The organism is Nocardiopsis dassonvillei subsp. dassonvillei DSM 43111 (assembly GCF_000092985.1).
GTDB lineage: Bacteria > Actinomycetota > Actinomycetes > Streptosporangiales > Streptosporangiaceae > Nocardiopsis > Nocardiopsis dassonvillei.
Map to the genome: position 1 here is coordinate 4,399,972 of NC_014210.1, position 24,086 is coordinate 4,424,057.

Below are 24,086 nucleotides of genomic sequence, written 5' to 3' on the forward strand. Positions count from 1 at the left end.
ATGCTGACCGCCATGGGTTTCGCCACGATCGCCGTGGTGCTCCTGCTGCTGTTGTCCAACCGGGTGGGCGCGGTGGTCGCGCTCGTCGGCGTCCCGGTGGCGGCCGCCTTCGCGCTGGGCTTCGGCCCCGGCGAGGTGGCCTCCTTCGTCGGCGAGGGCATCGGCGGCGTGGCCTCCACGACCGCGATGTTCGTGTTCGCCATCCTCTACTTCGGGGTGATGCGCGACGCGGGGCTGTTCGCGCCGATCATCCGCCGCGTGCTCGGGTTCGCCGGGAACACGCCGGTGACCGTGGCGGTCGCGACGGTGGTGCTCGCGATGGTCGCCCACCTGGACGGCGCGGGCGCCACCACCTTCCTCATCACCATCCCGGCGATGCTCCCGCTCTACGACGCCCTGGGCATGCGCAGGGTGGTCCTGGCCGCGCTGGTCGGGCTGGGCGCGGGGATCATGAACATGCTGCCGTGGGGCGGGCCCACCGCCCGGGCCGCCACCGTCCTCGGCGTTCCGGCCAACGAACTGTGGGCCCCGCTGATCCCGGCCCAGCTGGCGGGCATGGCCGCCTGCGTCGCCGTCGCCTGGTACCTCGGCCACCGCGAGCGCGTGCGGCTGGCGGCGGCCGACCCCCTGCCCTCCCCGGTGCCCGTCGGGGGCGGCCGCCCGGGCGGGACCGCCGGAGAGGGCGGGGCCGACCCGCTCGCCGCGGGCGGGCAGGAGCCCGACGCCGACCTGCTGCGCCCGCGCCTGTACTGGGTGAACGCCGCGCTGACCGTCGCCGCCGTCCTCGCCCTGGTCTTCGGGCTGCTCTCCCCCGAACTCGTCTTCATGCTGGCCCTGGTCGTGGCGCTCGTCGTCAACTACCCGGGGATGAAGGCCCAGACCGACCGCGTCAACGCCCACGCCTCCGGGGCGATCCTCATGGCCAGCACCCTGCTCGCCGCGGGCGTGTTCCTGGGCGTCATGGACAGCAGCGGCATGATCGAGGCGATGGGACAGGCCATGACCGGCGCCATGCCCGGTTTCCTCGGCCCCGGGATGGCCGCGATCGTCGGTGTCCTGGGCGTGCCCATGAGCCTGCTCTTCGGCCCCGACGCCTACTACTTCGCCGTCATGCCGGTGCTGACCGCCGTGGGCGAGGGCTTCGGCGTCGCCGCCGCCGACATCGCCCAGGCCTCGATCATCGGCCAGGAGACCGTCGGCTTCCCGATCAGCCCGCTGACCGGCTCCTTCTACCTGCTGGTCGGCCTGGCCGGGGTGCCCATCGGCTCCCACATCCGCTTCCTGCTGCCGTGGGCCTGGCTGGTCAGCCTGGTCGTCCTCGCGGTCGCCCTCGCCAGCGGGGTCGTCCCGCTCTGGGTCGGCTGACCGCCCGTCCACACCGTTCGAAGGAGTCAGTGTGCCCAGCAGAGCCCGGATCGGGTGCGGCGCCGGTTTCGCCGGCGACCGCCTCCAACCCGCCGTCGACCTCGTGGAGGGAGGCGGCCTCGACACCCTGGTACTGGAGTGCCTGGGAGAGCGCACCGTGTCCCTGGCCTCGCTCCGGGAGGCCAGCGGGTCGGGCCCCGGCTACGACCCGACCCTGCGGCGGCGCCTGGAACTCCTGCTCGAACCGCTGCACCGGCACGGCACCCGGCTGGTCACCAACGCCGGGGCGGCCGCGCCCGTGGCGGCGGCGCGCATGGCCCGCGCCACGGCCCGGGAGCTGGGGCTGCCGACCCTGGTCGCCGCGGTCTCCGGGGACGACGTGCTCCACCTGCTGGACCCGTCCGCGCCCTGCTGGGAGGACGGGCTGCCGCTGGAGGCGCACGGCGAGATCGTCTCCGCCAACGCCTACGTCGGCGCCGACGCCCTGACGCCCGCGCTGGAGGGCGGAGCCGACGTGGTGATCGCGGGCCGGGCGGCCGACCCCTCGCTGTTCCTCGCGCCCCTGGCCCACCGCCTGGGCTGGGACCCCGGCGACGCGGACACGATGGCCGCCGGGACCCTGGTGGGCCACCTGCTGGAGTGCGCGGGCCAGGTCAGCGGCGGCTACTTCGCCGACCCGGGCCGCAAGGAGGTCCCCGGCCTGGCCCGCCTCGGCTACCCCCTGGCCGAGGTGGAGCGGGACGGTTCGGCGGTGGTCACCAAGCTGCCGGGGACCGGCGGCCGGGTGGACCGGCTCACGGTCACCGAGCAGCTCACCTACGAGGTCACCGACCCCCGGGCCTACGTCACGCCGGACTCGGTGCTCGACATGACCGGGGTGCGGCTGACCGAGAGCGGACCGGACCGGGTGCTGGTCACCGGAGCCCGTGGGCTGCCCCGGCCCGGAGAGCTGAAGGTCAGCGTCGGGTACCGGGCGGGTTTCCGGGGCGAGGGCGAGATCTCCTACGCCGGGCCGGGCGCACTGGCGCGGGCCCGGCTGGCGGGCGAGGTGGTGCGCGAGCGCCTGGGCGGGAAGGTCTCCCGGTTGCGCGCCGACGTCGTGGGCGTGGACGCGCTGCACGGCTCCGGCGGGGACGGCCGGGACGAGCCCTTCGAGTGCCGGCTGCGGGTGGCCGCCCTCGGCTCCGGCCGCGCGGACGCCGAGGCGGTCGCCGAGGAGGTGGGCGCCCTCTACACGTCGGGGCCCGCCGGAGGGGGCGGTCTCAGGACCTCCGTCCACGAGGTCGTGGGCGTGCTGTCGACCACCGTCGACCGGGAGGCCGTGCGCACCCGGGTCGACTTCTTCGGAGAGGGGGAGCGGTGAGCACCGTGCTCCGCGACGTCGCCCACGCCCGGGCCGGGGACAAGGGCAACCTCAACACGATCGCCGTCATCGCCTACGAACCGGAGTGGTACCCGGTGCTGTGCGCCGAGCTGACGCCCGACCGGGTCGCCCGCGCGCTGGGCGGACGCGTGCGCGGGCCGGTCACCGTCCACCGGATGGACAACGTGTGCGCGCTGGTCCTGGTGTGCCCGCGCGCGGGCGGGGACACCGTGACCACGTCGCTGTACCTGGACGCCCACGGCAAGAGCCTGGCCTCGGTCCTGCTGGGGATGGAGCTGGAGGGGGCGCCCGGGGCGCGCTGACCGCGGGCGCCGGGTCAGCGCTCGTCGCGGACCGAGTCCAGCGACAGCAGCGCCACGTGCAGGGACAGGCAGGTCTCCACCGAGTCCAGGTCCGCGTCAAGGACGTGGGCGACCCGCCGCAGCCGGTCGTAGAACGCCGGGCGGGACAGGTGCGCCCGCCCGGCGGCGAGCGCCTTGTTGCGGCCCGCGCCCAGGTAGTGGCGGAGCATGTCGGTCAGGTCGCCGCCGTGCCGCGCGTCGTGGTCCAGCAGCGGCCCCAGCTCGCGCTCGACGTAGGTCTGGAGCCGCTCGTCGTCGCGGAACAGGTGGAGCAGGCCGCGCAGGTGCAGGTCGGGCAGCCGGTAGAAGGGGCGCTGGTCGCTCTGGCGGATGGCCACGTCGCCGACCTGGCGCGCCTCCAGGAAGGAGCGCCGCACCTCCCGGACTCCGTCCGCGGAGGAGCCCACGGCCAGCACGGCGCCGCCGCCCACGGCGGTGCGGATGCGGTCGGCGAGCAGGTGCAGGGTCGGGTCCAGGCGCTGGCGGCCCGGCAGCGCGAGCAGGATGCCCACGCGCAGGTCGTCGAGCGAGCCCACCAGGGCGGGCAGGCGCAGCTCGCGGCAGGCGCGCGCGGCGCCCTCGGCGGTGTCGGACAGGCGCGCCTGGGCGGCCAGCCCGGTCCCGCTCTCACGCAGGCGCAGCACGAGCCCCACCAGTTCGCGGCCGTTGAGCGGCACGCCCACGGCGCGGGCCCGAACCAGCGCCTCCTCCGGGTCGGAGTAGGCCCGGTCGATGATGCCCGCGATGATCGTGCGGTGCGTCTGCCGCTCCAGGCTCTCCTGGTGGCGCTCCAGCAGCCTGACCAGCGCGAGGGTGGTGGCGGCGCGTTCGATGAGCATGCTCTGGCGCGGGGTGGGGTTGGCCCCGACGACGAGGATCAGACGCCCCCAGTCCTGGCCGCGCGCCCCGACCGTGGTGACCAGCCAGCCGTTGGCGGGCGTGTGGACGGTGCGCGAGCCCGAGCGCGCCGCGCGCGAGCGGCTCTCCCAGGAGGTGAGCAGGGTTTCGGGCTCCTCGCCGTTGAGGTCGCAGGCCAGCACCTGGTGGGTGAGGTTCTCCAGGACCACGGGGCAGCCGGAGAGCTGGGCGACCTCGTGCAGGATGCGCCCGGTGTCGGCGCCCTCCACGGAGAGCTGGGTGAAGACCGAGTGCAGCTTCTCCGACTCGCGCAGCTCCTCCAGCTGTTCGTTGACCACCCGGACGTGCACGGCCTCGGTGATCTCCACGAAGCGGGCGTCGCGGTCGAGCAGGACCACCGGCACGCCCGCCTCGCGCGCGGCGTCGAGGAAGGCGGGCGGGAGCTCGGCGTGGTACTTGCGACCCAGTTCGACCGCGATGCCGCTGACCCCGGCCGCGGCGAGGTCGTCGATGTAGCGGCGCAGCGCCTCGGGATCGTCGGGCATGGCGATGCCGGTGCTGAGGACCAGCTCACCGCCGCGGAGCAGGTGGGCGAGGTCGGTGACCTCGGCGATGTGCACCCAGCGCACGGCCACGTCGAGCCGGTCCGGGCGCGCCACGACCCGGGGGCGGGCGCGCTGGAGGGCGGGCAGCTGGAGGACCTCGGCGAGGGTGGGAAGCACGGCTTCCATCCTAGGAGGCGGACACGGGACGCAGTGTCAGACATCCGGCCGCCGGTCTTACACGGTGTATCGCGCAGCCGGTGCCCGGCCCGGGGGCGGGGGTCGGACGCGGAGGGACGTACGCGTCGTCGGCCCGGCCGACGTCTTGTCACCATGCTGGTCCTGGCCAAGTCCGGTGCTCGGGGCGAGACTGGGGGCATGTCGGAACTTCTCTCACGCCACCGCGCGGTCATGCCCTCCTGGCTTCCCCTGTACTACGAGTCCCCGCTGGAGATCACCGGCGGCAAGGGCGCCCGTGTCACGGACGCCGACGGAAACACCTACCTGGACTTCTTCACCGGCATCGTGACCAACATGCTCGGCTACGACGTGGCGGAGGTGCGCGAGGCCGTCGAGCGCCAGATCGCCAGGGGGGTCGTGCACACCTCCACCCTCTACCTCATCCGCAGCCAGGTGGAGCTGGCGGAGAAGATCGCCCGCCTGTCGGGCATCCCGGACGCGAAGGTGTTCTTCACCAACTCCGGCACCGAGGCCAACGAGACCGCCCTGCTGCTGGCCACGTACGCGCGCGGCAGCGACGAGGTGCTGGCGATGCGCGGCAGCTACCACGGGCGCTCGTTCGGCACGGTGGCCGTGACCGGCAACCGGGCGTGGAAGAACTCCTCCCTGTCGCCGCTGAACGTGCACTACCTGCACGGCACCGACCACGCGGCCCCGGCCTTCCGGGGGATGACCGACCGGGAGTACGTCGATGCGTGCGTGGCCGACCTGCGCGACGTGCTGGACACCACGGCGCCGAACGTGGCGTGCCTGATCGCCGAGCCCGTGCAGGGTGTGGGCGGGTTCGCGATGCCTCCGGACGGCCTGTACGCCGCCTACAAGGAGGTGCTGGACGAGCACGGCATCCTGTTCGTGTCCGACGAGGTGCAGACCGGCTGGGGGCGCACGGGCACGAGCTTCTTCGGCATCGGCAACCACGGGGTGGTCCCGGACGCCATGACCTTCGCCAAGGGCCTGGGCAACGGGTTCGCCGTGGGCGGTGTGGTGGCGCGCGGCGACCTGATGGACCGGCTGGGCGCGCTGGGCGTGGCCACGTTCGGCGGCAACCCGGTGTCGATGGCGGCGGCGGGGGCGACCCTGGACTACGTGTTGGAGCACGACCTCCAGGGCAACGCGCGGCGGCAGGGCGCGCTGATCCTGGAGGGGCTCAGCGCGCTGACCTCGCTGCCGAGCGTGCGCGACGTGCGCGGCAAGGGGCTGATGTTCGCCGTGGAGATGATGGACCCCGCCACCGGAGCGCCGTCCTCACCCCTGGCCGGGCGGGTGCTGGAGGCCACCCGTGAGCGCGGCCTGCTGGTGGGCAAGGGCGGCGTGCACGGCAACGTGCTGCGGATGGCGCCGCCGATGACGCTGTCGCGGGAGGAGGCCGTGGAGGGCCGCGACGTGCTGCTGGACGCGGTGCGCACGGTGGACGCCGGGGCCTGAGGGAGGGCCGGCCGGGCCCGGGGGTCGCCGCGCACGGCCGCGGAGGCGGGCAGCACCACGCTGGCGGCCCCGGGGACCCCCCGTATCAAGCAAACCGCGCCGGGGCGCGGCGCACCGGCCCCGACCGCACGCCTGTGGACAAGGAAGAGAGCGCCAGCATGAGCAAGCACGTCACCCACTGGATCGGCGGGTCCGCCCACGAGGGGCCGGCCCGGCGCACGGGGGACATCTACAATCCGGCCTCCGGACGGGTCACCGGCACGGTCGACCTCGCCGGACGGCAGGAGGTCGACGCGGCGGGGACGGCCGCGCGGGAGGCCTTCCCGGGGTGGCGCGACACCCCGCTGTCCCGGCGGGTGCAGGTCCTGTTCCGCTTCCGCGAGCTGCTCAGCGCCAACGCCGACCGGCTGGCGGAGCTGGTCAGCGCCGAGCACGGCAAGGTCCTCTCCGACGCCCGGGGCGAGGTGGCCCGCGGCCTGGAGGTCGTCGACTTCGCCTGCGGCATCCCGCACCTGCTCAAGGGCGGCTACTCCGAGAACGTGTCCACGGGCGTGGACGCCTACTCGATCCTCCAGCCTCTCGGCGTGGTCGCCGGGATCACGCCGTTCAACTTCCCGGCGATGGTGCCGATGTGGATGTTCCCGGTGGCCCTGGCCTGCGGCAACGCGTTCGTGCTCAAGCCCAGCGAGAAGGACCCCTCCGCGTCGGTGCTGCTGGCCGGGCTGTGGGCCGAGGCGGGGCTGCCCGAGGGCGTGTTCAACGTGGTGCACGGCGACAAGGAGGCGGTGGACGCCCTCCTGGAGCACCCGGACGTGGCGGCGGTCAGCTTCGTGGGCTCCACCCCGATCGCGCGGTACGTCTACCGGACCGCCGCCGAGCACGGCAAGCGCGTGCAGGCCCTGGGCGGGGCCAAGAACCACATGGTGGTGCTGCCCGACGCCGACCTGGACCTGGCCGCGGACGCGGCGGTCTCGGCCGGGTTCGGCTCGGCCGGCGAGCGGTGCATGGCCATCTCCGCGGTGGCCGTGGTGGACTCGGTGGCCGACGGGCTGGTGGAGCGGATCCGCGAGCGGGTGGCGCGCCTGCGCGTGGGCCCCGGCGACGACGAGCGCAGCGAGATGGGGCCGCTGGTCACCAGGGAGCACCGCGACAGGGTGGCCTCCTACCTGGAGTCGGGGGTGCGCGAGGGCGCGACCCTGGCGGTCGACGGCCGCGCGCACCCTGTGTCGGGCGGGAGCCCGGACGGGTTCTGGCTGGGACCGTCGCTGCTGGACCACGTCGGCCCCGAGATGTCGTGCTACCGGGACGAGATCTTCGGCCCCGTGCTGAGCGTGGTGCGCGTGGGCGGCTACGACGAGGCGGTCAAGCTCGTCAACGCCAGCCCCTACGGCAACGGCACGGCGGTCTTCACCAACGACGGGGGCGCCGCCCGGCGGTTCCAGAACGAGGTCGAGGTCGGCATGGTGGGGATCAACGTCCCCATCCCGGTGCCGATGGCCTACTACTCCTTCGGCGGCTGGAAGCAGTCCCTGTTCGGCGACTCACACGCGCACGGCACGGAGGGTGTCCACTTCTACACCCGTACCAAGGCGGTCACCGCCCGGTGGGCCGACCCGGGCCAGCGGCCCGAAGGGGGCGTCGACCTGGGGTTCCCCACCAACGGTTGACTCGGTTTCCGCGAAAATACCGGACGGATCTGCCTCACTGTCGGTCGGCGGTGAACGACACGGAGTATCGTTGTCATCGGACGCCCCTCACGGGGCGTGGTCGGCGCCGGCAGCCGACGCACGAACCATCCGGGAAGGGCGCGCTCATTTCCCCTCCTCCCCAATGGAAGCGGGTGCGCCAACGGAAGCGCTCCGGGTCCGCCTCTCCCCCTGGACCCGGAGCGCGACCGTCTGCGCACCGCTAGCGCACCGCGAACAGCCGCTCCTCGGCGGCCACCCGGGGCTCCGCGCCGACGAGGTCGGCGCACTCCTCACAACCGAACACCGCACTCCCGTCCGGGAGCTCACCGAGCACCCGGCGGGGCCGGGGCCACTTGGTGTGGCAGACGACGCAGGCATCCCCCATGCACTGCGCCCAGCTCAGCGAGTCCGGATCGTAGACCTCGACGTCGATCGTGGGCCGCGTATCTGGTTCGCACATCATGCTCGTTCCGCGCAATGTCCTTGCTCCCCCCGTGGTTTAGGACAGTCTGGCGGGCCGATAGTTACCGGCTCTTTATTGAATCAGAAGCTTTGGGCACCTGGAATGGTTCGGACCGATCCACATCACACCATGCACGGGAATCATAACCCTAAGTGATGATGCCTGGGAAGACCCTGTCTTGCCGGATGGTATTCATCTGTTTTGTCCGGTTAGCTGCGGGGCGGTAGCGATCCGGGACCTCAGTCCTCGGCCCGCACAGAGACCGAAAAACGGCGCAGGGAGAGTGCCGGATTGAGCTCCCGCACCTCCTGCACCCGGGCGGCCGAAACCCCGGCCGAGGCGACCGCGAAGGTCTGCTCACCCAGCGCCGCGAGCGGTGTCCCCATGGGATCGACCACCATGCTGTTGCCCGCGCCCGTGGGCGCCGCCTGCCCGGAGGCGGCCACGTACACGGTGTTCTCGATGGCGCGCGCCCGGGCCAGGGTCCGCCAGTGCTCCTCCTTCAGCGGGCCGGGAACCCACTGCGCGGCCAGCAGCACCACATGCGCCCCGGCCTCGGCGATGCGCCGCGTCACCTCGGGAAAGCGCAGGTCGTAGCAGGTCTGCAGACCGAACACCACGCCGTCCACGGTGAAGGTCTCGGGCTCCTCGATCGGGCCGGGGCGCAGCACGTCCGACTCCCGGGCCCCGAAGGCGTCGTACAGGTGGATCTTGCGGTAGTGCGCGACCCGCTCACCCCGCGGCGACAGCGCCACCAGCGTGTTGGTGAAGTGGGCGGCGTCGGCGCCGTCCTCGGCCTCGCCGACCCCCAGCACCAGGTGCACGCCCTCCCGCCGGGCGGTGTCGGCCGCCTCGGAGACGAAGGGGCCGTCCAGGGGCTCGGCCGCCGCCACGTAGCGCTGGTCGACGCGGCCCGCGGTGAACATCGTGTACTCGGGGAACAGGACCACCTCGGCCCCGTCCGCCGCGGCGCGGGCGGTCAGCTCCGCCACCGAGCGCTGGTTGCGCGCCTTGTCCTGACCGGGGGCGAACTGGGCGACCGCGACCTGCACCATCGAACCTCTCCTCGTCGGCGTGGGGCGCCCGGGGCGCCGTGCACCGAGTGTACGGCCACTTCCGCGGCCACCCCCTTGTCAGAAGGCTGAACAAGTGTTTAAAGTATTGAACATGAGTTCAACCGACCGTCCGGACCGGCCCGACGGGGAGTCCGACCTCACGGCGCGCGCCAGGATCCGCGACGCGGCGATCGCGTGCTTCGGCCAGCGCGGGTTCGGCGTGAGCGTGCGGGCGATCGCCGAGCAGGCCGGGGTCTCCCCCGGCCTGGTGATCCACCACTTCGGCTCCAAGGACAAGCTCCGGCGGGCCTGCGACGACCACGTCACCGCGGCCGTCAACGAGGTCAAGACGGACACGGTCACCAGCCACGACGGGCAGACCTTCCTCCACCAGCTCGCGACGATGGAGCAGTACGCCCCGCTGCTGGCCTACGTCGTCCGCTCCATGCAGGCCGGGGGCCCGCTCGCGGCCGCGCTCTTCGAGCGCATGGTGGCCGACATCGAGGTCTACCTCGCCGCGGGCGAGGCCGAGGGCACCATCCGCCCGAGCCGGGACCCGGCCCGGCGCGCCCGCTACCTGGCCGCCAACTCCCTCGGATCGCTGCTGCTGTTCCTCACGCTGGGGCGCTTCGGGGAGGAGGTCGACTTCGCCCGGGTCGCGCGCGAGTGGTCGCGGGAGTACATGCTCCCGACCCTGGAGCTGTACACCGAGGGTCTGCTCACCGAGCGCACGATCCTCGACGCCTACCTCCTGTACGTCGGCGATCCCCCCGAGGAGCCCCGCTGACCTCCCCGAACTCCCGTCCCCGACCCCCACCACGCACGGAGGGAACGACGACCATGACACCAACCGCCATCGAGGTCCGCGGCGTCGACAAGCGCTTCGGCCGCTTCCAGGCCCTGGACAAGCTGGACCTGACCGTCCGCACGGGCCAGGTCGCGGGCTTCCTCGGGCCCAACGGCTCCGGGAAGTCCACCACCATCCGGGTCCTGCTCGGCCTGCTCAGGGCCGACGCCGGAACGGTCAGCCTGCTCGGCGGCGACCCCTGGCGGGACGCCGTCGCCCTGCACCGGCGCCTGGCCTACGTGCCCGGCGACGTCACCCTGTGGCCCAACCTGACCGGAGGGCAGGCGATCGACCTGCTCGGGCGGCTGCGCGGCGGACTCGACCCCGCGCGCCGCCGGGAGCTGCTGGCCCGCTTCGAACTGGACCCGACCAAGAAGGCGCGCGCCTACTCCAAGGGCAACCGGCAGAAGGTCGCCCTGGTCGCCGCCCTGGCCTCCGACGCCGAGCTGCTCATCCTCGACGAGCCCACCTCCGGCCTGGACCCGCTCATGGAGGCCGTGTTCACCGAGTGCGTCCTGGAGGCCAAGGCCCGGGGCCGCACCGTGCTGCTCTCCAGCCACATCCTCTCCGAGGTGGAGAAGCTGTGCGACACCGTCACCATCATCCGCAGGGGGCGTGCGGTGGAGTCGGGCACCCTGGACGACCTGCGCCACCTGACCCGCTCCGCCGTGCGCGCCACCGTCACCGGGGACGCGCGGGTCCTGGAGGGCGCCGAAGGGGTGCACAACCTGCGGCTCGACGGCGGCACCGTCGCCTTCGACGTGGACAACACCCGCATGGGCGCCGTCATGGGCACGCTCACCGGCCTCGGGATCCTCTCCCTGGTGAGCAACCCGCCCTCCCTGGAGGAGCTGTTCCTGCGCCACTACGGCGACGAGCTGGCCGCGCGCGGGGCCGACCGGAACGGGGGGACGGCGGTATGAACGCGTTCACCGGCACCGGCGCCCTCATCCGGTTCGTCCTGCGCCGCGACCGCCTCCGGCTGACCGTCTGGACCCTGGCCCTGGTCGGCACCGTCGCCGCGACCGTTCCGACGCTCGACGACATGTTCTCCACCGACGCCCAGCGCCAGGCCCGGGCGGCTCTCATGGAGACCCCGACCGGCGTCCTCTTCGGCGGCCCCGGATACGGGCTGGACGACTACCAGCTCGGCCCGATGGTGGTCAACGAGCTGACCATGAGCGTGCTCATCGCCCTGGCGGTCATGAGCGTCCTGCACGTGGTCCGGCACACCCGCGCCGAGGAGGAGAGCGGCCGCGCCGAACTGCTGCGCGCCAGCGTCCTGGGCACGAGCGCCCAGATGACCGCCGCGCTGGTGACCATCTCGGTCGTCAACCTGCTCATCGGCGGCCTGGCCGCGCTGACCATGGCGGGCAACGGCCTGGCGGTCGCCGACTCCGCGGCCTACGGGCTGGGGCTGGCCCTGGCCGGGATCTCCTTCGGCGCCGTCGCCGCCGTGTGCGCGCAGGTCACCGAGCACGGACGCGCCGCCGCGGGCCTGGCCTTCCTGGTCACCGGCGTGCTGTTCCTGTCCCGGGTCGTCGGCGACATGGCCGAGGAGGGCGGCAACGCGCTGTCCTGGCTGTCGCCGTTCGCCTGGGTCCAGCAGACACGCGTGTTCGACGACCTGCGCTGGTGGCCGCTGGCGCTGTACGCGGTCCTCGTGGCGGCGCTCTTCGCGCTGGCCTACGCCCTGGCGGACCGGCGCGACCTCGGCGCCGGCCTGGTCCCCTCCCGGCCCGGTCCGGCCGGTGCGGGCGGGCTGCTCAACGGCGTGTTCGCGCTGCACCTGCACCAGCAGCGCGGGGCGATCCTCGCCTGGGCGGCCGCGGTCTTCCTCTTCGCCCTCGCGTTCGGCTCGCTGGCCACGGAGGTGGAGGGGATGCTGGAGGAGAACCCCGACCTGCTGGCCGTCCTCGGCGACTCCGCCGACGACGTCACCGGGGGCTTCCTCGGCACCATGAGCGGTTACGTGCTGATGGCCGCGTCGGCCTACGCCGTCATGTCCGTGCTGCGGGCGCGGGGCGAGGAGACCTCCGGGCGCGCCGAGCTGACCCTGTCCGCGGCCGTGGGCAGGGTGCGCTGGTTCGGCGGCGCCCTGCTGGTCAGCGTGCTGTCCTCGGCGGTGATCGTGGTGGCGGGCGGCGTCGGCATGGGCCTGAGCGCGTCGGCGGCTCTGGAGGACCCCTCCTGGACGTGGACGATGACCGAGGCCGCCCTGGCCCAGCTGCCGGTGGCCCTGCTGTTCGCCGCTCTGACCGCGCTGCTGGTGGGAACCGCCCCGCGCCTGACCCCGCTGGTGTGGGCGTGGCTGGGCTACAGCCTCCTGGTCTCGCTGCTCGGACCGATGCTGGGCCTGGACGACCGGCTGCTGGACCTGAGCGCGTTCGGGCTGCTGCCCCAACTGCCCGCCGACGATTTCGACGCCGCCCCGGTGGCCGTCGCGCTGGGGGCGGCGCTCGCGGCCAACGCGGTCGCCCTGGCGGGCTTTCGCCGCCGGGACCTGGCCAGCGTCTGACGGAGACGCCGTCCGGGGCGCCGCCGAGCCGGGGACCGGTTGGGCGGCGCCCCGGCCGCGTCAGGCGCGGACCGCGCTCAGGGCAGGAAGGACAGCCCCCAGGCGGGCGCGAACACCACGACCAGGAAGCGCGCGGTGCGGGTGACGAAGGTGATCAGGGCGAACAGCACGACGTTCATCCGCACCACCCCGGCCAGCACCGACACCACCACGAACGGCGGCACGCTGGCGAGGGAGCTCACCGCCACCAGGCCCGCGCCCCAGGCGGGCCGCTCCTCGGCCCTGCGCCGCCAGCCCTCGGCCCGTGCGGCCCACTTGCCCGGTGTGGCGCTCCTGCGGCGGATCCACGGCGCGGAGAGCGTCCCGCGCCCGGCGTAGTAGTAGGGCAGCTTGCCCAGGGTCTGCCCGACCCCGGCGGCCACCGCCATGGCGACCAGGGCGCCGTCGTCCATCGCGATGACGGCGCCCACCAGGTAGACCTCGATGTTGATGACCGGGACGAGCCCGGAGACGAGGGCGACCACGAAGGCCAGCGCCGTCTCGATCACCCCGCGCTCCCGGTCGCCGTGGGCGGGCCGGTCAGTTCTCGGCCGCCGCGAGCTGCCCGCACGCGCCGTCGATCTCCTGTCCGCGGGTGTCGCGGACGGTCACCGCCACCCCGTGCGACTCCAGCCGCCGCACGAACTCGCGCTCGTCCTCGGGGCGCGAGGCCGTCCACTTGGACCCCGGGGTGGGGTTGAGCGGGATGAGGTTGACGTGCACCAGGTGGCCCTTGAGGAGCTTGCCCAGCAGGTCGGCCCGCCAGGCCTGGTCGTTGATGTCCTTGATCAGCGCGTACTCGATGGAGACCCGGCGGCCCGTGGTGCCCGCGTAGCGCCAGGCGGCGTCCAGGACCTCGTCGACCTTCCAGCGGGTGTTGATGGGCACCAGCTCGTCGCGCAGCTCGTCGTCGGGGGCGTGCAGGGAGATCGCGAGGCGGACCTGCATCCTCTCGTCGATGAGCTTGTTGATCGCGGGCACCAGGCCGACCGTGGACACGGTGACCCCGCGCTGGGAGATGCCCAGGCCGTTGGGGACGGGGTCGGTGATGCGGCGCACCGACTGGAGCACGCGCTTGTAGTTGGCCATGGGCTCGCCCATGCCCATGAACACGATGTTGCTGATGCGGCCCGGGCCGCCGGCGACCTCGCCGTTGGCCAGGTCGCGGGCGCTGGCGACCACCTGGTCGATGATCTCCCCGGTGGAGAGGTTGCGGGTCAGGCCCGCCTGGCCGGTGGCGCAGAACGGGCAGTTCATGCCGCACCCGGCCTGGGAGGAGATGCACAGGGTGACGCGGTCCGGGTAGCGCATGAGCACCGACTCGAACAGCACCCCGTCGAACGCCTTCCACAGGGTCTTGCGGGTCATGCCGTTGTCGCAGGTGATGTGGCGCACGGGCGTGAGCAGGGTGGGCAGCAGCGCCTCGCCGAGCCGCTCCCGGGAGGAGGCGGGCAGGTCGGTCATGGCCGAGGTGTCCGACACCAGGGAGCCGAAGTAGTGCTGGGCGAGCTGCTTGGCCCGGAAGGGCTTCTCCCCCAGCTCGCGGACGACCTCGGCCCGCTCGTCGGGGCTGAGGTCGGCCAGGTGCCGGGGAGGTTTGGCACGACGGGGTGCGACAAAGGTGAGCTCGGCGGGCATACACAGTCCGTAGGAAGTGGAGTCGGTGGTCTGGCGCCCGGGCGCGGACGGCGGCGGGAACGTGTCGTTATACGACTTATACGCCGCCGCGGTGCAGCTCCGCCTGTCAGGGCACTACCGTCGATTCTACGCACTGCGCGGACGGGCCCGACGGGTCCGTCCGGCTACGACGACCGGGGATCGGTGTGTGGGAGGGCCGGTGACAGGGATCGACGTCCTGCTCGACGAGATCAGCCCGTACCAGAGCCGACGCGTCGTCGTCGAGTGTGACTCCCACACCACGGCCGCCTACCTGCTGGACGCGCGCGGGCGCATCCGCGTCCCGGTGTGGCTGGCCAACCACGAGATCGCGCCGCGCACGAGCGAGTCCGGCGGGCTGTACGAGGGCCGGGCCCCGCTCATGCCCGAGGCCTACACCAAGCACCCGCAGGGCCGCCCCCGCTTCGACCCCGACCGCCTGCGCGCCGTGTGGTTCGAGGAGGGCGACGGGGTCGCCCTGGTGGACGAGGAGGGGCTGCTGGCCGTCATCCCGGGCTGGGCGGAGGCCGACAGCGGGCTGCCGGGGTACGCGCGCGAGGCGATCGGCCGCAGCGCGTACGCCTGGGAGCTGGACTCGGTGCGCGGGCAGCTGTGGCCGCGCGTGGTGCACGCCGAGGCCTACTGGGACTGGCGGCGCGCCTCGGGCGCCTGGCGCAGCGTGCAGCGCACGGTGCTCAGCCACCTCAACCGCAACGTGGGCGAGCCCGGGCACTACTGGGACGTCTCCGACGGCCACCCGCCGCTGCTGCGCGTGTCGGAGCGCCCGCCCACCGCGGACCGCCCGTACACGGTGCTGTCCACGGTCGGGATGTGCGGTCAGCGCATGCCCACCCTGGACCGCTACATGGCCAACACCTCCCAGCACGCCCGGGTGGAGCTCGCCCTGGCCACGACGCTGCCCGCGCACCACGCCGCCCGCGTCTTCCGGTGGATCGGCGCCTTCCCCTGGCGGGCGGTGACCTGGTTCGGCACCGGGCACACCGTCAAGTGGCTGGACAACCCCGAGGACCGGGCCATGCGCGGCGGCGCGGGAGCCGTGCTGCTCCTGGAGGACCCCTCCGCCCTGGTCACCCGCCCCGAGCACCGGCCGCCGGACACCGCCGGGCTGTCCTTCCAGGGCGACCCCGTGCGCTGGCTGTGGATCGTGCCGATCACGCGCCCCGAGCACCTGTTCGCCAAGGAGCACGACAGCGCCACCCTGGTGGAGAAGCTGGCCGCCGAGGGCCGCAGCTGGGTGCTGGGTTAGCCGGGGTCCCGGGCGCCGCGCGAAAACCCGTTGACACCCCCTCGGCCGGAACGGGATCGTCGCTGCCGTTGGGACGAGCGGGGACGGGGGACCATGGCGCGCACTGGCGGCGCGGGTGCGGGACTGACCGCCCCGCTGGGGCACCCGGCCTTTCGCGGGCTGGTCGCGGGCCGGACCCTGATGGCCCTGGGCAACGGCATGGCGTCGGTGGCGCTGGCCTTCGCCGTGCTGGACGTGACCGGCTCGCTGACGGGCGTGGGGCTGGTGGTGGGCGCGCGCTCGGTGGCGAACGTGGCGCTGCTCCTGCTCGGCGGCGTCATCGCCGACCGGCTGCCGCGCGCGCTGGTGCTCCAGGGCGGGTGCGCCCTGGCCGCGCTCTCCCAGGCGGTCCTGGGCGCGCTCCTGTTGACGGGCACCGCCTCGCTGCCGCTGATGATCGCGCTGAGCCTGGTCAACGGCGCGGCCGCGGCGGTGAACCTGCCCGCCTCCGCGGCCCTGACGCCGCAGACCGTGCCCCGGGAGCTGCTGCGCCAGGCCAACGCGGCGATGGGCGTGGGCGTCCAGGGCGGGCTGTTCCTGGGGATGTCGGCGGGCGGCGTCGTGGTGGGCCTGCTCGGCGCGGGCTGGGCGATCACGGCGGACGCGGCGCTGTTCGCCTGCGCCGGGACGGCCTTCCTGTCCGTACGCGCGGCACGGGCGGACGGGCCGGTGGACACCGGGGACGCGGACGTGCTGCGCGACCTGCGGGAGGGGTGGAGCGAGTTCGTGTCGCGGCCCTGGGTCTGGATCATCGTGCTCCAGTTCATGGTCGTCAACGCGGGCTGGTCGGCGGCCACGGCCGTGCTGGGTCCGGGCATCGCCGACGAGACCTTCGGCCGGACCGCCTGGGGCCTGCTCATGGCGGCCAACAGCGTCGGGCTGCTGGCGGGCGGCGTGCTGGCGGCCCGCTGGCAGCCGCGGCGGGCGCTGGTCTACGGCACGGCCCTGATGACGGCGCACGCCGTGCCCTTCCTGGCCCTGACCGGGCCCTCGCCGCTGCCGGTGCTGTTCGCCGCGATGTTCCTGGCGGGCGTGGCGGTACAGCAGTTCGACGTGGCCTGGGAGGTCGCCGTCCAGGAGAACGTGCCGAAGGAGAAGCTGTCGCGGGTGTACTCCTACGACGCGCTGGGCTCGTTCGTGGCGATGCCCCTCGGGCAGGTCGCGATCGGCCCGTTCGCCGAGCGCTTCGGCCCGGCCCCGGCCCTGGTGCTGGTGGCCTCGCTGACGCTGCTGGCCACCCTGGCCGCGGTCTCCTCGCGCAGCGTGCGCACCCTGACCCGCTCCTAGGGCTGTCCGGCGGGCGCCCCGCTAGCTGGCGACGCCGCGCCGGTCCCGGGTCTGGGCCAGCACGCGGTGGAGGCGCGCCACCTCCTCGTCGCTGAAGCGCTCCACGAAGCGCAGCAGGGTGGCGCCGGGGTCGGGCCCGGTGTTGAGGACCTCGTCCATCATCCGCGCGGTGTACTCGGCGTGCGACTCGCGCGGCCAGTACGTCCAGGCGCGGCCGGTCTTCTCCCGGTCCAGCAGCCCCTTGGTGAAGAGGATGTTGGCCACCGTCATGACGGTCGTGTAGGCCACGTCGCGGTCGTAGACCATGTTCTCGCGGACCTGGCGCACGGACATCGGCTCCTCGGACCGCCACAGCGCGTCCATGATGGCCGCCTCCAGTTCACCCAGACCCCTCATGGCCTCCCCGCCCGTCGCGTCCTCGGTTCCGAGGATCGTAGACACGAGGGGGCCTCCCGCGTGGGAGAACTCCGGAGAGCACACAGATCCGTACATCCTCGGCACCGGTCACCGGCGTTTCACCAGCGAACGCGCGTCCGCGCACGAGGGAAAGAGCGTTCGCGGCCGGGCCCGGACCCCTCCCGCCCGCTGGGAAGACCGGCGGAGGGAGCCCGGCCGTCCTGCCCGGCCGCTCGCACCCCCTCCGACGGAGGCCCGCCCCGGCCGGTTCCCCGAGGGACACCGTGTTACACGCCACATCCGGCGTGGCCGGACGCGGCCAACAACTTCACATCGTGAAACCCCTGCAAAACCCCGCAAACCAGGCGCTCTCGCGACTCTGGGCTTTGTTACTCACACGTAGTGGCAGTGTCGATGTGAAAGATTGTTACCTATCTCCTAGTTTCCACAAGGTCAGCGTTCCCCGCGCGGAGGCCGGTACAAGTAGCCTTGTACCCGACGAGTGCTGGCCAGGCCAGATGCTTCTCCGTATGCGCGGAACAGCTCCCGCGTTCGTTTCTTGAGCCCGCCTTGCCAGCAGCCACCCGTCTTCCTACACATTCACAAGCGAGCTGCGGAAGTGGGCGATCTCCGCCGTGTCGTCTGAGGCGTCTCAACCCCTGACAGATTTCGGTCCCAACGAGTGGTTGGTCGAGGAGCTTTATCAGAAGTACTTGAACGACCCGAACTCCGTTGACAAGGCCTGGTGGAACTTCTTCGCGGACTACAAGCCCGCGGAGACTGCTGGCGCGAAGGGCGGGAGCGGCGCGAAGGCGCAGGGCGAGAAGGCCCCCGCGGCCTCCGCCCCCAAGAAGAAGCCGACCGCCCCCGCGGCCCCGGCTCCGTCCGCCAAGCCGAAGAGCAAGGACGACAAGGAGGGCAAGGACGAGGCCCTCCAGGTCAAGCAGGAGCGTCTGCGCGGCGCACCCGCGCGGACCGCGACCAACATGGAGTCGAGCCTGGGCCTGCCCACCGCCACCAGCGTGCGCGCGGTGCCGGTCAAGCTGCTCTTCGACAACCGCATCGTCATCAACAACCACCTCCGGCGCGGCCGTGGCGGGAAGGTCTCCTTCACCCACCTCATCGGTTACGCCATGGTCAAGGCCCTCAAGGCCCTGCCGGAGATGAACCACTCCTACGTGGAGGTGGACGGCAAGCCCGGTGTCGCCAAGCCCGAGCACGTGAACTTCGGCCTGGCGATCGACCTCCAGAAGCCCGACGGCTCCCGGCAGCTGGTCGTGCCCTCCATCAAGAAGTCCGACGAGATGGACTTCACGGAGTTCTGGAGCGGCTACGAGGACCTGGTCCGCAAGGCCCGCAGCAACAAGCTGGGCGTGCCGGACTTCCAGGGCACCACCATCAGCCTCACCAACCCCGGCGGCATCGGCACCGTGCACTCGGTCCCGCGCCTGATGCCGGGCCAGGGCACCATCCTGGGCGTGGGCGCGATGGAGTACCCGGCCGAGTTCCAGGGCGCCTCCTCCGACACCCTGGCCGAGCTGGGCATCAGCAAGGTCATGACGCTGACCTCCACCTACGACCACCGCATCATCCAGGGTGCGCAGTCCGGTGAGTTCCTGCGCCGGATCCACCAGCTGCTGCTGGGCGAGGACGGTTTCTACGACGAGATCTTCAACTCGCTGCGCATCCCCTACGAGCCGGTGCGCTGGGTGCAGGACATCCACGTCAACAAGGCCACCCAGCTCGACAAGACCACCCGGGTCCAGGAGCTGATCCACGCCTACCGCGTGCGCGGCCACCTGATGGCCGACACCAACCCGCTCGACCACGAGCAGCGCAAGCACCCCGACCTGGACGTGCTCGAACACGGCCTCACCCTGTGGGACCTGGACCGCGAGTTCCCCACCGGGGGCTTCGGCGGCAAGCAGGTCATGAAGCTGCGCGACGTGCTGGGCGTGCTGCGCGACACCTACTGCCGCACGGTGGGTATCGAGTACATGCACATCCAGAGCCCGGAGGAGCGGGAGTGGATCCAGGCGCACGTCGAGCGCGAGCACGAGAAGCTCGACCGCGACGAGCAGCTGCACATCCTGCACCGGCTCAACAGCGCCGAGGCCTTCGAGACCTTCCTCCAGACCAAGTACGTGGGCCAGAAGCGCTTCTCCCTGGAGGGCGGCGAGTCGCTGATCCCGCTGCTGGACGGCGTGATCTCCAAGGCCGCCAAGGCCGAGCTGGACGAGGCCGTCATCGGCATGGCCCACCGAGGCCGCCTGAACGTGCTGGCCAACATCTGCGGCAAGTCCTACGCGCAGATCTTCGGTGAGTTCGAGGGCAACCTCGACCCGCGCAGCGCGCACGGCTCGGGCGACGTCAAGTACCACCTGGGCACCGAGGGCACCTTCGAGACCCACGACGGCCAGAAGATCCGCATCTCGCTGGCCGCCAACCCGTCCCACCTGGAGACGGTCGACCCGGTCGCCGAGGGCATCGTCCGCGCCAAGCAGGACGTGCTCAACAAGGGCCCGCAGGGCTTCACCGTCCTGCCGATCCTCATCCACGGCGACGCCGCGTTCGCCGGGCAGGGCGTGGTCGCCGAGACGCTGAACCTGTCGCAGCTGCGCGGTTACCGGACCGGCGGCACGGTGCACGTCATCGTGAACAACCAGGTGGGCTTCACCACCTCGCCGTCCGACAGCCGCTCCAGCGTCTACGCCACGGACGTGGCGCGGATGGTGCAGGCGCCGATCTTCCACGTCAACGGGGACGACCCCGAGGCCGTGGTCCGGGTCGCGCACCTGGCCTTCGCCTACCGCCAGGCGTTCAACAAGGACGTCGTCATCGACCTGGTCTGCTACCGGCGCCGCGGCCACAACGAGGGCGACAACCCCGCCTTCACCCAGCCGCTGATGTACGACGTCATCGACGCCAAGCGCTCCACCCGCAAGCTGTTCACCGAGGCCCTCATCGGCCGCGGCGACATCACGGTGGAGGAGGCGGAGTCGGCGCTGCGCGACTACCAGTCGGAGCTGGAGCGGGCCTTCACCGAGACCCGCGAGGTCGAGAAGAAGCCGATCGAGCCCGGCTCCGTGGTCAAGCCCGAGGTGTTCACCGAGGGCCGCCTGGAGCACTCCGCCGTCGAGACGGCGATCAGCACCGAGACGGTCAAGCGGGTCATCGACACCCAGGTGTCGCTGCCCGAGGGCTTCACGCCGCACCCGCGGCTGGCCCCCCAGCTCTCGCGCCGCGCGACGATGGTCGAGACCGACGCGATCGACTGGGCCACCGGTGAGCTGCTGGCCTTCGGGTCGCTGCTGCTGGACGGCCACCCCGTCCGCCTCATCGGCCAGGACAGCCGCCGCGGCACCTTCGGCCAGCGCCACGCCACGCTGATGGACCGCGAGACCGGCGAGACCCACACGCCGCTCAAGCAGTTCGACGACGGCATCACCCGGTTCCACGTGCACGACTCCCTGCTGAGCGAGTACGCGGCCCTGGGCTTCGAGTACGGCTACTCGCTGACCCGTCCCGACGCCCTGGTGATGTGGGAGGCGCAGTTCGGCGACTTCGTCAACGGCGCGCAGACCATCATCGACGAGTACATCAGCGCGGGCGAGCAGAAGTGGGGACAGCGCTCCAGCGTGACCCTGCTGCTGCCGCACGGCTACGAGGGCCAGGGGCCGGACCACTCCTCCGCCCGCATCGAGCGGTTCCTGCAGCAGTGCGCGCAGGAGAACATGACGGTGGCCCACCCCAGCACCCCGGCGAGCTACTTCCACCTGCTGCGCTGGCAGGCCAAGTCGCCGCTGGAGCGCCCGCTGGTGGTGTTCACGCCCAAGTCGCTGCTGCGCCTGAAGGCCGCCACCTCGGCCGCCGCGGACTTCACCTCGGGCCACTTCGAGCCGCTGATCAAGGACGACTCGATCGCGCCGGACAAGGTGCGGCGCGTGGTGCTGTGCTCGGGCAAGATCTACTACGACCTGGACGCGGCGCGCCGCAAGAGCGGTGACAAGCACACCGCGATCATCCGGGCGGAGCGGCTCTACCCGCTGCCGATCGAGGAGATCCGCGAGCAGCTCAAGGCCTACCCCAACGCGGGCGAGGTCCTGTGGGTGCAGGAGGAGCCGGCGAACATGGGCCCGTGGCCCTTCGTCGCGCTGGTCTTCTCCGAGCAGCTCGACCGCCCGTTCACCCGGATCTCGCGTCCGGCCTCCTCCGCGCCCGCGGCCGGTTCGGCCAAGCGCCACGAGGCCGAGCAGCGGGCACTGGTGGACACGGTCTTCCCGCCCGCGGACTAGCGGACGGGCCTGCGAGCACGTAGAAGGAAGAGCGTGTACTACACCGATCGCGGAATCGAGGAGTTGGAGAACCGCCGCGGCGGCGAGGAGGTCAGCTTCGCCTGGCTCGCCGAGCAGCTGCGGGCGTTCACCGACATGAACCCCGAGTTCGAGACCCCGGTCGACCGGCTGGCCACGTGGCTGGCGCGGCTGGACGACGAGGACGACGAGTAGGGACCGCATGAGGGGCCCGGGTCAGCGCGACCCGGGCCCCTTCGCGTGCCCGGGGGTCCGGACTCCGGCGGCCTCGGGGTTTGCCCGGAGGTCTCCCTGAAACACCCCGCGAATCCGCGACATATCTTGAGTTCGCCGCAGACGCGACATATCGTGAGAACACGGAGCGAGCGAAAGGGGCCGAGCACGATGGCACGTTGGACCATCGACAGGCCGATGACCCAGACCCTGGACGGCATCGTCGCGTTGCGGGTCCGGATCATCGGAGGCCACGTCAACATTCTTCCCACCGACGACCCGGTCACCTTCGAGGTCACCGACATCGTCGGTGAACCCCTCCTGGTCACACAGGAGGCGGGCATCCTCACCATCCACTACGAGGACCTCACCGGCCAGGGGTTCCTGGACCGGCTGCGGCCGGTCCAGCTCAACAGCTACAAGAGCGTGCAGCACCGCAGGGCCACCGTGAACCTGCGGCTGCCCAAGGACTGCCCGGTCGAGGTCACCACGGCCAGCGCGCCGATCGTCGCCGCCGGGCTCAGCGCCCGCAGCCAGCTGCGGACCGCGACCGGGGAGATCACCCTGGACGACGTCTCGGGCGAGACCGAGATCAACACCGTCTCGGGGAGCACCGCCGTGCGCGACCCCCACGGCAGCCTCAAGTTCAACAGCGTGAGCGGCCAGCTGGCTGTGGCGGGCGGACGGCTGTCCGCGCTGAGCGCCAAGACCGTCTCCGGTCAGCTGCTGGCCGACACCGGCGTCGCCCCGGCGGGGCGGGTCCGGCTCACCTCGGTCTCGGGCGAGATCGCCCTGCGGGTGCCCTCCGAGACCTCGGCGACCGTGGAGCTGCGCACCGCGGCGGCGCCCGCCAAGTCCGACTTCGGGCTGGACCGGCGCAGCGCCCCGGCCAGGACGATCCTGAGCGGGAGGATCGGCAGCGGCGTCGATCCCGCCTCCATCACCACCAACTCCGCGTCCGGTCGGACGGCGCTGCTGCGGCGCGCGCCCGAGGCACCGGCCGCGATCCCCGAGGGGGCCTGAATGAGCACCATCTTCGGCCACGGCAGACTACGGCTGTACCTGCTCAAGCTGCTGGACGAGAACCCGCGGCACGGCTACGAGATCATCAGCCTGCTCCGCGACCGCTTCCTCGGCGTGTACTCGCCCTCTCCCGGCACGATCTACCCCCGGCTGGCCCGGCTGGAGGAGGAGGGGCTGGTCACCCACACCGAGGAGGGCGGACGCAAGGTCTACAGCCTCACCGACAAGGGCCGCGAGGAGCTGCGCGAGCGCGAGAACGACCTGAACGACCTGGAGCGGGAGATCACCGACTCGGTGCGCGACATCGCCCGCGCGGTCAAGCAGGACGTGCGCGCGACGATCAGCTCGCTGCGCGACGAGCTCAAGTTCGCCTCCGGGGGCGCGCGCCGCTCCGGAACCGAGGCCCCGGGCGGACCCGCCGGGACCACTGGGACCGCTGGGACCGCCGACTCCACCGCCTCGGAGGAGGCCGGTCGGAGCGAGGAGGGGGCGGACGCGCCCGGGAAGGAGTCCGGCGAGCGCCGCGAGCAGTCCGGGCCGGGCTGCGAGGACGGCTCGCGGTGGTCCCGCGAGTGGGAGCGCTTCACGCAGGGCTTCGGCGCGTTCGGCGCCGCCTGGGGAGGCAGGCGCGATTCCGAGCGCCCGTCGCAGGGCCCGGAGTTCGAGCGCGCGCTGCACGACTTCGGCGACCGCGTGCGCGACGTGGTCCGCGAGGCGGGACACGTCGGAGAGGCCGCCGCCACCGACCTGCGGCGCATCCTGGACGACACGGTCGAGGTGATCCGCCGGGACATGCGGCACTGGGGCCCGCCCGCCGACCGGGCGGAGGGAGCCGGGGACCGAGTCGACGGGACCGCTCCCGCCGGGGAGGGACCCGCCGCCGCCCCCGGGACGGGGAAGGAGGAGCCCGCCGCCACGGAGCGGCCAGGGCCCGCCGAGGACGAGCCCGGCACGGAGGAGCCCGCCGCCACGGAGGGACCTGCCGCCGCCGAGCGGCCCGGGCCCGCCGGGGACGGGCCCGCCGGGGACGGGCCCGCCACGGAGGGCGGAACGCGTCCGAGGCCGTCCGCCGATCCCTGGAGCGAGGCGGTCGACGACCCCGGCGACGGTAGGTAGACCAGTACGGC

General features: G+C 72.6%; 20 protein-coding genes. 14 read left to right on the plus strand and 6 right to left on the minus strand.

All coding sequences use genetic code 11. The annotated features are described in order from the left end of the window. From NDAS_RS18145 to NDAS_RS18155, 3 genes are read left to right on the plus strand one after another with little or no spacing between them, the layout of a single operon-like run. Nucleotides 1-1,365 carry a CitMHS family transporter gene (locus tag NDAS_RS18145; RefSeq protein ID WP_013154670.1) on the plus strand — a complete coding sequence of 455 codons (1,365 nt, stop codon included), beginning with the start codon at nt 1-3 and terminating at the stop codon, nt 1,363-1,365. 31 nt (nt 1,366-1,396) lie between these two features. Further along, nucleotides 1,397-2,728, plus strand: a complete 1,332-nt coding sequence (locus NDAS_RS18150) for an acyclic terpene utilization AtuA family protein (RefSeq protein WP_013154671.1) — start codon at nt 1,397-1,399, stop codon at nt 2,726-2,728. Then, nucleotides 2,725-3,051 carry an AtuA-related protein gene (locus NDAS_RS18155; protein WP_013154672.1) on the plus strand — a complete coding sequence of 109 codons (327 nt, stop codon included), beginning with the start codon at nt 2,725-2,727 and terminating at the stop codon, nt 3,049-3,051. Before NDAS_RS18150 ends, NDAS_RS18155 begins: the two co-directional genes overlap by 4 nt. 14 nt (nt 3,052-3,065) lie before the next feature. Here the strand turns inward: NDAS_RS18155 and NDAS_RS18160 are convergent, their stop codons facing one another. Beyond that, nucleotides 3,066-4,670: a PucR family transcriptional regulator gene (locus NDAS_RS18160; RefSeq protein ID WP_013154673.1), complete on the minus strand. Its 1,605-nt coding sequence runs from the start codon at nt 4,668-4,670 to the stop codon at nt 3,066-3,068. 198 nt (nt 4,671-4,868) lie between these two features. Here NDAS_RS18160 and NDAS_RS18165 point away from each other — a divergent pair, with 198 nt between their 5' ends. Continuing rightward, the gene (locus NDAS_RS18165) at nt 4,869-6,155 is read left to right on the plus strand and encodes an aspartate aminotransferase family protein (protein ID WP_041552847.1); all 1,287 of its coding nucleotides are present in this window, start codon (nt 4,869-4,871) and stop codon (nt 6,153-6,155) included. 158 nt (nt 6,156-6,313) lie between these two features. Continuing rightward, a complete protein-coding gene (locus tag NDAS_RS18170; protein ID WP_013154675.1) occupies nt 6,314-7,822 on the plus strand; it encodes a CoA-acylating methylmalonate-semialdehyde dehydrogenase in 1,509 nt (502 codons plus the stop codon). Nucleotides 7,823-8,063: 241 nt separating this feature from the next. On the opposite strand, the gene NDAS_RS18175 is transcribed toward NDAS_RS18170, so the two are convergent. Together NDAS_RS18175 and NDAS_RS18180 are read right to left on the minus strand one after the other, a co-directional pair. Continuing rightward, complete coding sequence (locus tag NDAS_RS18175) at nt 8,064-8,306, minus strand: hypothetical protein (protein WP_013154676.1); 243 nt, start codon at nt 8,304-8,306, stop codon at nt 8,064-8,066. A gap of 239 nt (nt 8,307-8,545) precedes the next feature. After that, the gene (locus tag NDAS_RS18180; protein WP_013154677.1) at nt 8,546-9,361 is read right to left on the minus strand and encodes a carbon-nitrogen hydrolase family protein; all 816 of its coding nucleotides are present in this window, start codon (nt 9,359-9,361) and stop codon (nt 8,546-8,548) included. Nucleotides 9,362-9,473: 112 nt separating this feature from the next. On the opposite strand from NDAS_RS18180, the gene NDAS_RS18185 reads away from it, so the two are divergent. The 3 genes from NDAS_RS18185 to NDAS_RS18195 are packed head-to-tail and all read left to right on the plus strand — an operon-like array spanning nt 9,474 to nt 12,726. After that, the gene (locus tag NDAS_RS18185; protein ID WP_041552848.1) at nt 9,474-10,148 is read left to right on the plus strand and encodes a TetR/AcrR family transcriptional regulator; all 675 of its coding nucleotides are present in this window, start codon (nt 9,474-9,476) and stop codon (nt 10,146-10,148) included. Between the two features lie 53 nt (nt 10,149-10,201). Further along, nucleotides 10,202-11,131: an ABC transporter ATP-binding protein gene (locus NDAS_RS18190; RefSeq protein WP_013154679.1), complete on the plus strand. Its 930-nt coding sequence runs from the start codon at nt 10,202-10,204 to the stop codon at nt 11,129-11,131. Continuing rightward, complete coding sequence (locus NDAS_RS18195; protein WP_013154680.1) at nt 11,128-12,726, plus strand: ABC transporter permease; 1,599 nt, start codon at nt 11,128-11,130, stop codon at nt 12,724-12,726. The genes NDAS_RS18190 and NDAS_RS18195 overlap by 4 nt, the downstream gene beginning before the upstream one ends. 77 nt (nt 12,727-12,803) lie before the next feature. Here NDAS_RS18195 and NDAS_RS18200 read toward each other — a convergent pair whose 3' ends face one another. Further along, complete coding sequence (locus NDAS_RS18200) at nt 12,804-13,274, minus strand: hypothetical protein (protein ID WP_013154681.1); 471 nt, start codon at nt 13,272-13,274, stop codon at nt 12,804-12,806. Nucleotides 13,275-13,305: 31 nt separating this feature from the next. Continuing rightward, nucleotides 13,306-14,403, minus strand: a complete 1,098-nt coding sequence (gene rlmN / locus NDAS_RS18205) for a 23S rRNA (adenine(2503)-C(2))-methyltransferase RlmN (protein ID WP_013154682.1) — start codon at nt 14,401-14,403, stop codon at nt 13,306-13,308. Nucleotides 14,404-14,602: 199 nt separating this feature from the next. Between rlmN and NDAS_RS18210 the strand changes: the two genes are divergently transcribed. Continuing rightward, nucleotides 14,603-15,688 (plus strand): suppressor of fused domain protein, encoded by a 1,086-nt coding sequence (locus NDAS_RS18210; RefSeq protein ID WP_013154683.1) that lies wholly within the window; start codon nt 14,603-14,605, stop codon nt 15,686-15,688. Nucleotides 15,689-15,781: 93 nt separating this feature from the next. After that, nucleotides 15,782-17,014: an MFS transporter gene (locus tag NDAS_RS18215; RefSeq protein WP_013154684.1), complete on the plus strand. Its 1,233-nt coding sequence runs from the start codon at nt 15,782-15,784 to the stop codon at nt 17,012-17,014. Between the two features lie 21 nt (nt 17,015-17,035). Here the strand turns inward: NDAS_RS18215 and NDAS_RS18220 are convergent, their stop codons facing one another. Then, complete coding sequence (locus NDAS_RS18220) at nt 17,036-17,410, minus strand: BlaI/MecI/CopY family transcriptional regulator (RefSeq protein ID WP_041553227.1); 375 nt, start codon at nt 17,408-17,410, stop codon at nt 17,036-17,038. A 635-nt stretch (nt 17,411-18,045) separates the two neighbouring features. Here NDAS_RS18220 and NDAS_RS18225 point away from each other — a divergent pair. The 4 genes from NDAS_RS18225 (at nt 18,046) to NDAS_RS18240 (ending at nt 24,075) form a co-directional block, all read left to right on the plus strand. After that, nucleotides 18,046-21,705: a multifunctional oxoglutarate decarboxylase/oxoglutarate dehydrogenase thiamine pyrophosphate-binding subunit/dihydrolipoyllysine-residue succinyltransferase subunit gene (locus NDAS_RS18225; protein WP_013154686.1), complete on the plus strand. Its 3,660-nt coding sequence runs from the start codon at nt 18,046-18,048 to the stop codon at nt 21,703-21,705. A 33-nt stretch (nt 21,706-21,738) separates the two neighbouring features. After that, nucleotides 21,739-21,918, plus strand: a complete 180-nt coding sequence (locus NDAS_RS18230; RefSeq protein WP_013154687.1) for a DUF6104 family protein — start codon at nt 21,739-21,741, stop codon at nt 21,916-21,918. A gap of 189 nt (nt 21,919-22,107) precedes the next feature. Continuing rightward, nucleotides 22,108-22,959, plus strand: coding sequence for a DUF4097 family beta strand repeat-containing protein (locus tag NDAS_RS18235; RefSeq protein WP_013154688.1), 852 nt, complete (start codon nt 22,108-22,110; stop codon nt 22,957-22,959). Then, complete coding sequence (locus tag NDAS_RS18240; protein WP_013154689.1) at nt 22,960-24,075, plus strand: PadR family transcriptional regulator; 1,116 nt, start codon at nt 22,960-22,962, stop codon at nt 24,073-24,075. Nucleotides 24,076-24,086 lie beyond the last annotated feature (11 nt).

What these genes read in the sequence shown, in the direction of transcription:
- NDAS_RS18145 (WP_013154670.1), top strand. Translation starts at nt 1, where the DNA reads ATGCTGACCGCCATGGGTTTCGCCACGATCGCCGTGGTGCTCCTGCTG.
- NDAS_RS18165 (WP_041552847.1), top strand. Translation starts at nt 4,869, where the DNA reads ATGTCGGAACTTCTCTCACGCCACCGCGCGGTCATGCCCTCCTGGCTT.
- NDAS_RS18170 (WP_013154675.1), top strand. Translation starts at nt 6,314, where the DNA reads ATGAGCAAGCACGTCACCCACTGGATCGGCGGGTCCGCCCACGAGGGG.
- NDAS_RS18175 (WP_013154676.1), bottom strand. Translation starts at nt 8,306, where the DNA reads ATGATGTGCGAACCAGATACGCGGCCCACGATCGACGTCGAGGTCTAC.
- NDAS_RS18180 (WP_013154677.1), bottom strand. Translation starts at nt 9,361, where the DNA reads ATGGTGCAGGTCGCGGTCGCCCAGTTCGCCCCCGGTCAGGACAAGGCG.
- NDAS_RS18185 (WP_041552848.1), top strand. Translation starts at nt 9,474, where the DNA reads ATGAGTTCAACCGACCGTCCGGACCGGCCCGACGGGGAGTCCGACCTC.
- NDAS_RS18190 (WP_013154679.1), top strand. Translation starts at nt 10,202, where the DNA reads ATGACACCAACCGCCATCGAGGTCCGCGGCGTCGACAAGCGCTTCGGC.
- NDAS_RS18195 (WP_013154680.1), top strand. Translation starts at nt 11,128, where the DNA reads ATGAACGCGTTCACCGGCACCGGCGCCCTCATCCGGTTCGTCCTGCGC.
- rlmN (WP_013154682.1), bottom strand. Translation starts at nt 14,403, where the DNA reads ATGCCCGCCGAGCTCACCTTTGTCGCACCCCGTCGTGCCAAACCTCCC.
- NDAS_RS18215 (WP_013154684.1), top strand. Translation starts at nt 15,782, where the DNA reads ATGGCGCGCACTGGCGGCGCGGGTGCGGGACTGACCGCCCCGCTGGGG.
- NDAS_RS18220 (WP_041553227.1), bottom strand. Translation starts at nt 17,410, where the DNA reads ATGAGGGGTCTGGGTGAACTGGAGGCGGCCATCATGGACGCGCTGTGG.
- NDAS_RS18235 (WP_013154688.1), top strand. Translation starts at nt 22,108, where the DNA reads ATGGCACGTTGGACCATCGACAGGCCGATGACCCAGACCCTGGACGGC.
- NDAS_RS18240 (WP_013154689.1), top strand. Translation starts at nt 22,960, where the DNA reads ATGAGCACCATCTTCGGCCACGGCAGACTACGGCTGTACCTGCTCAAG.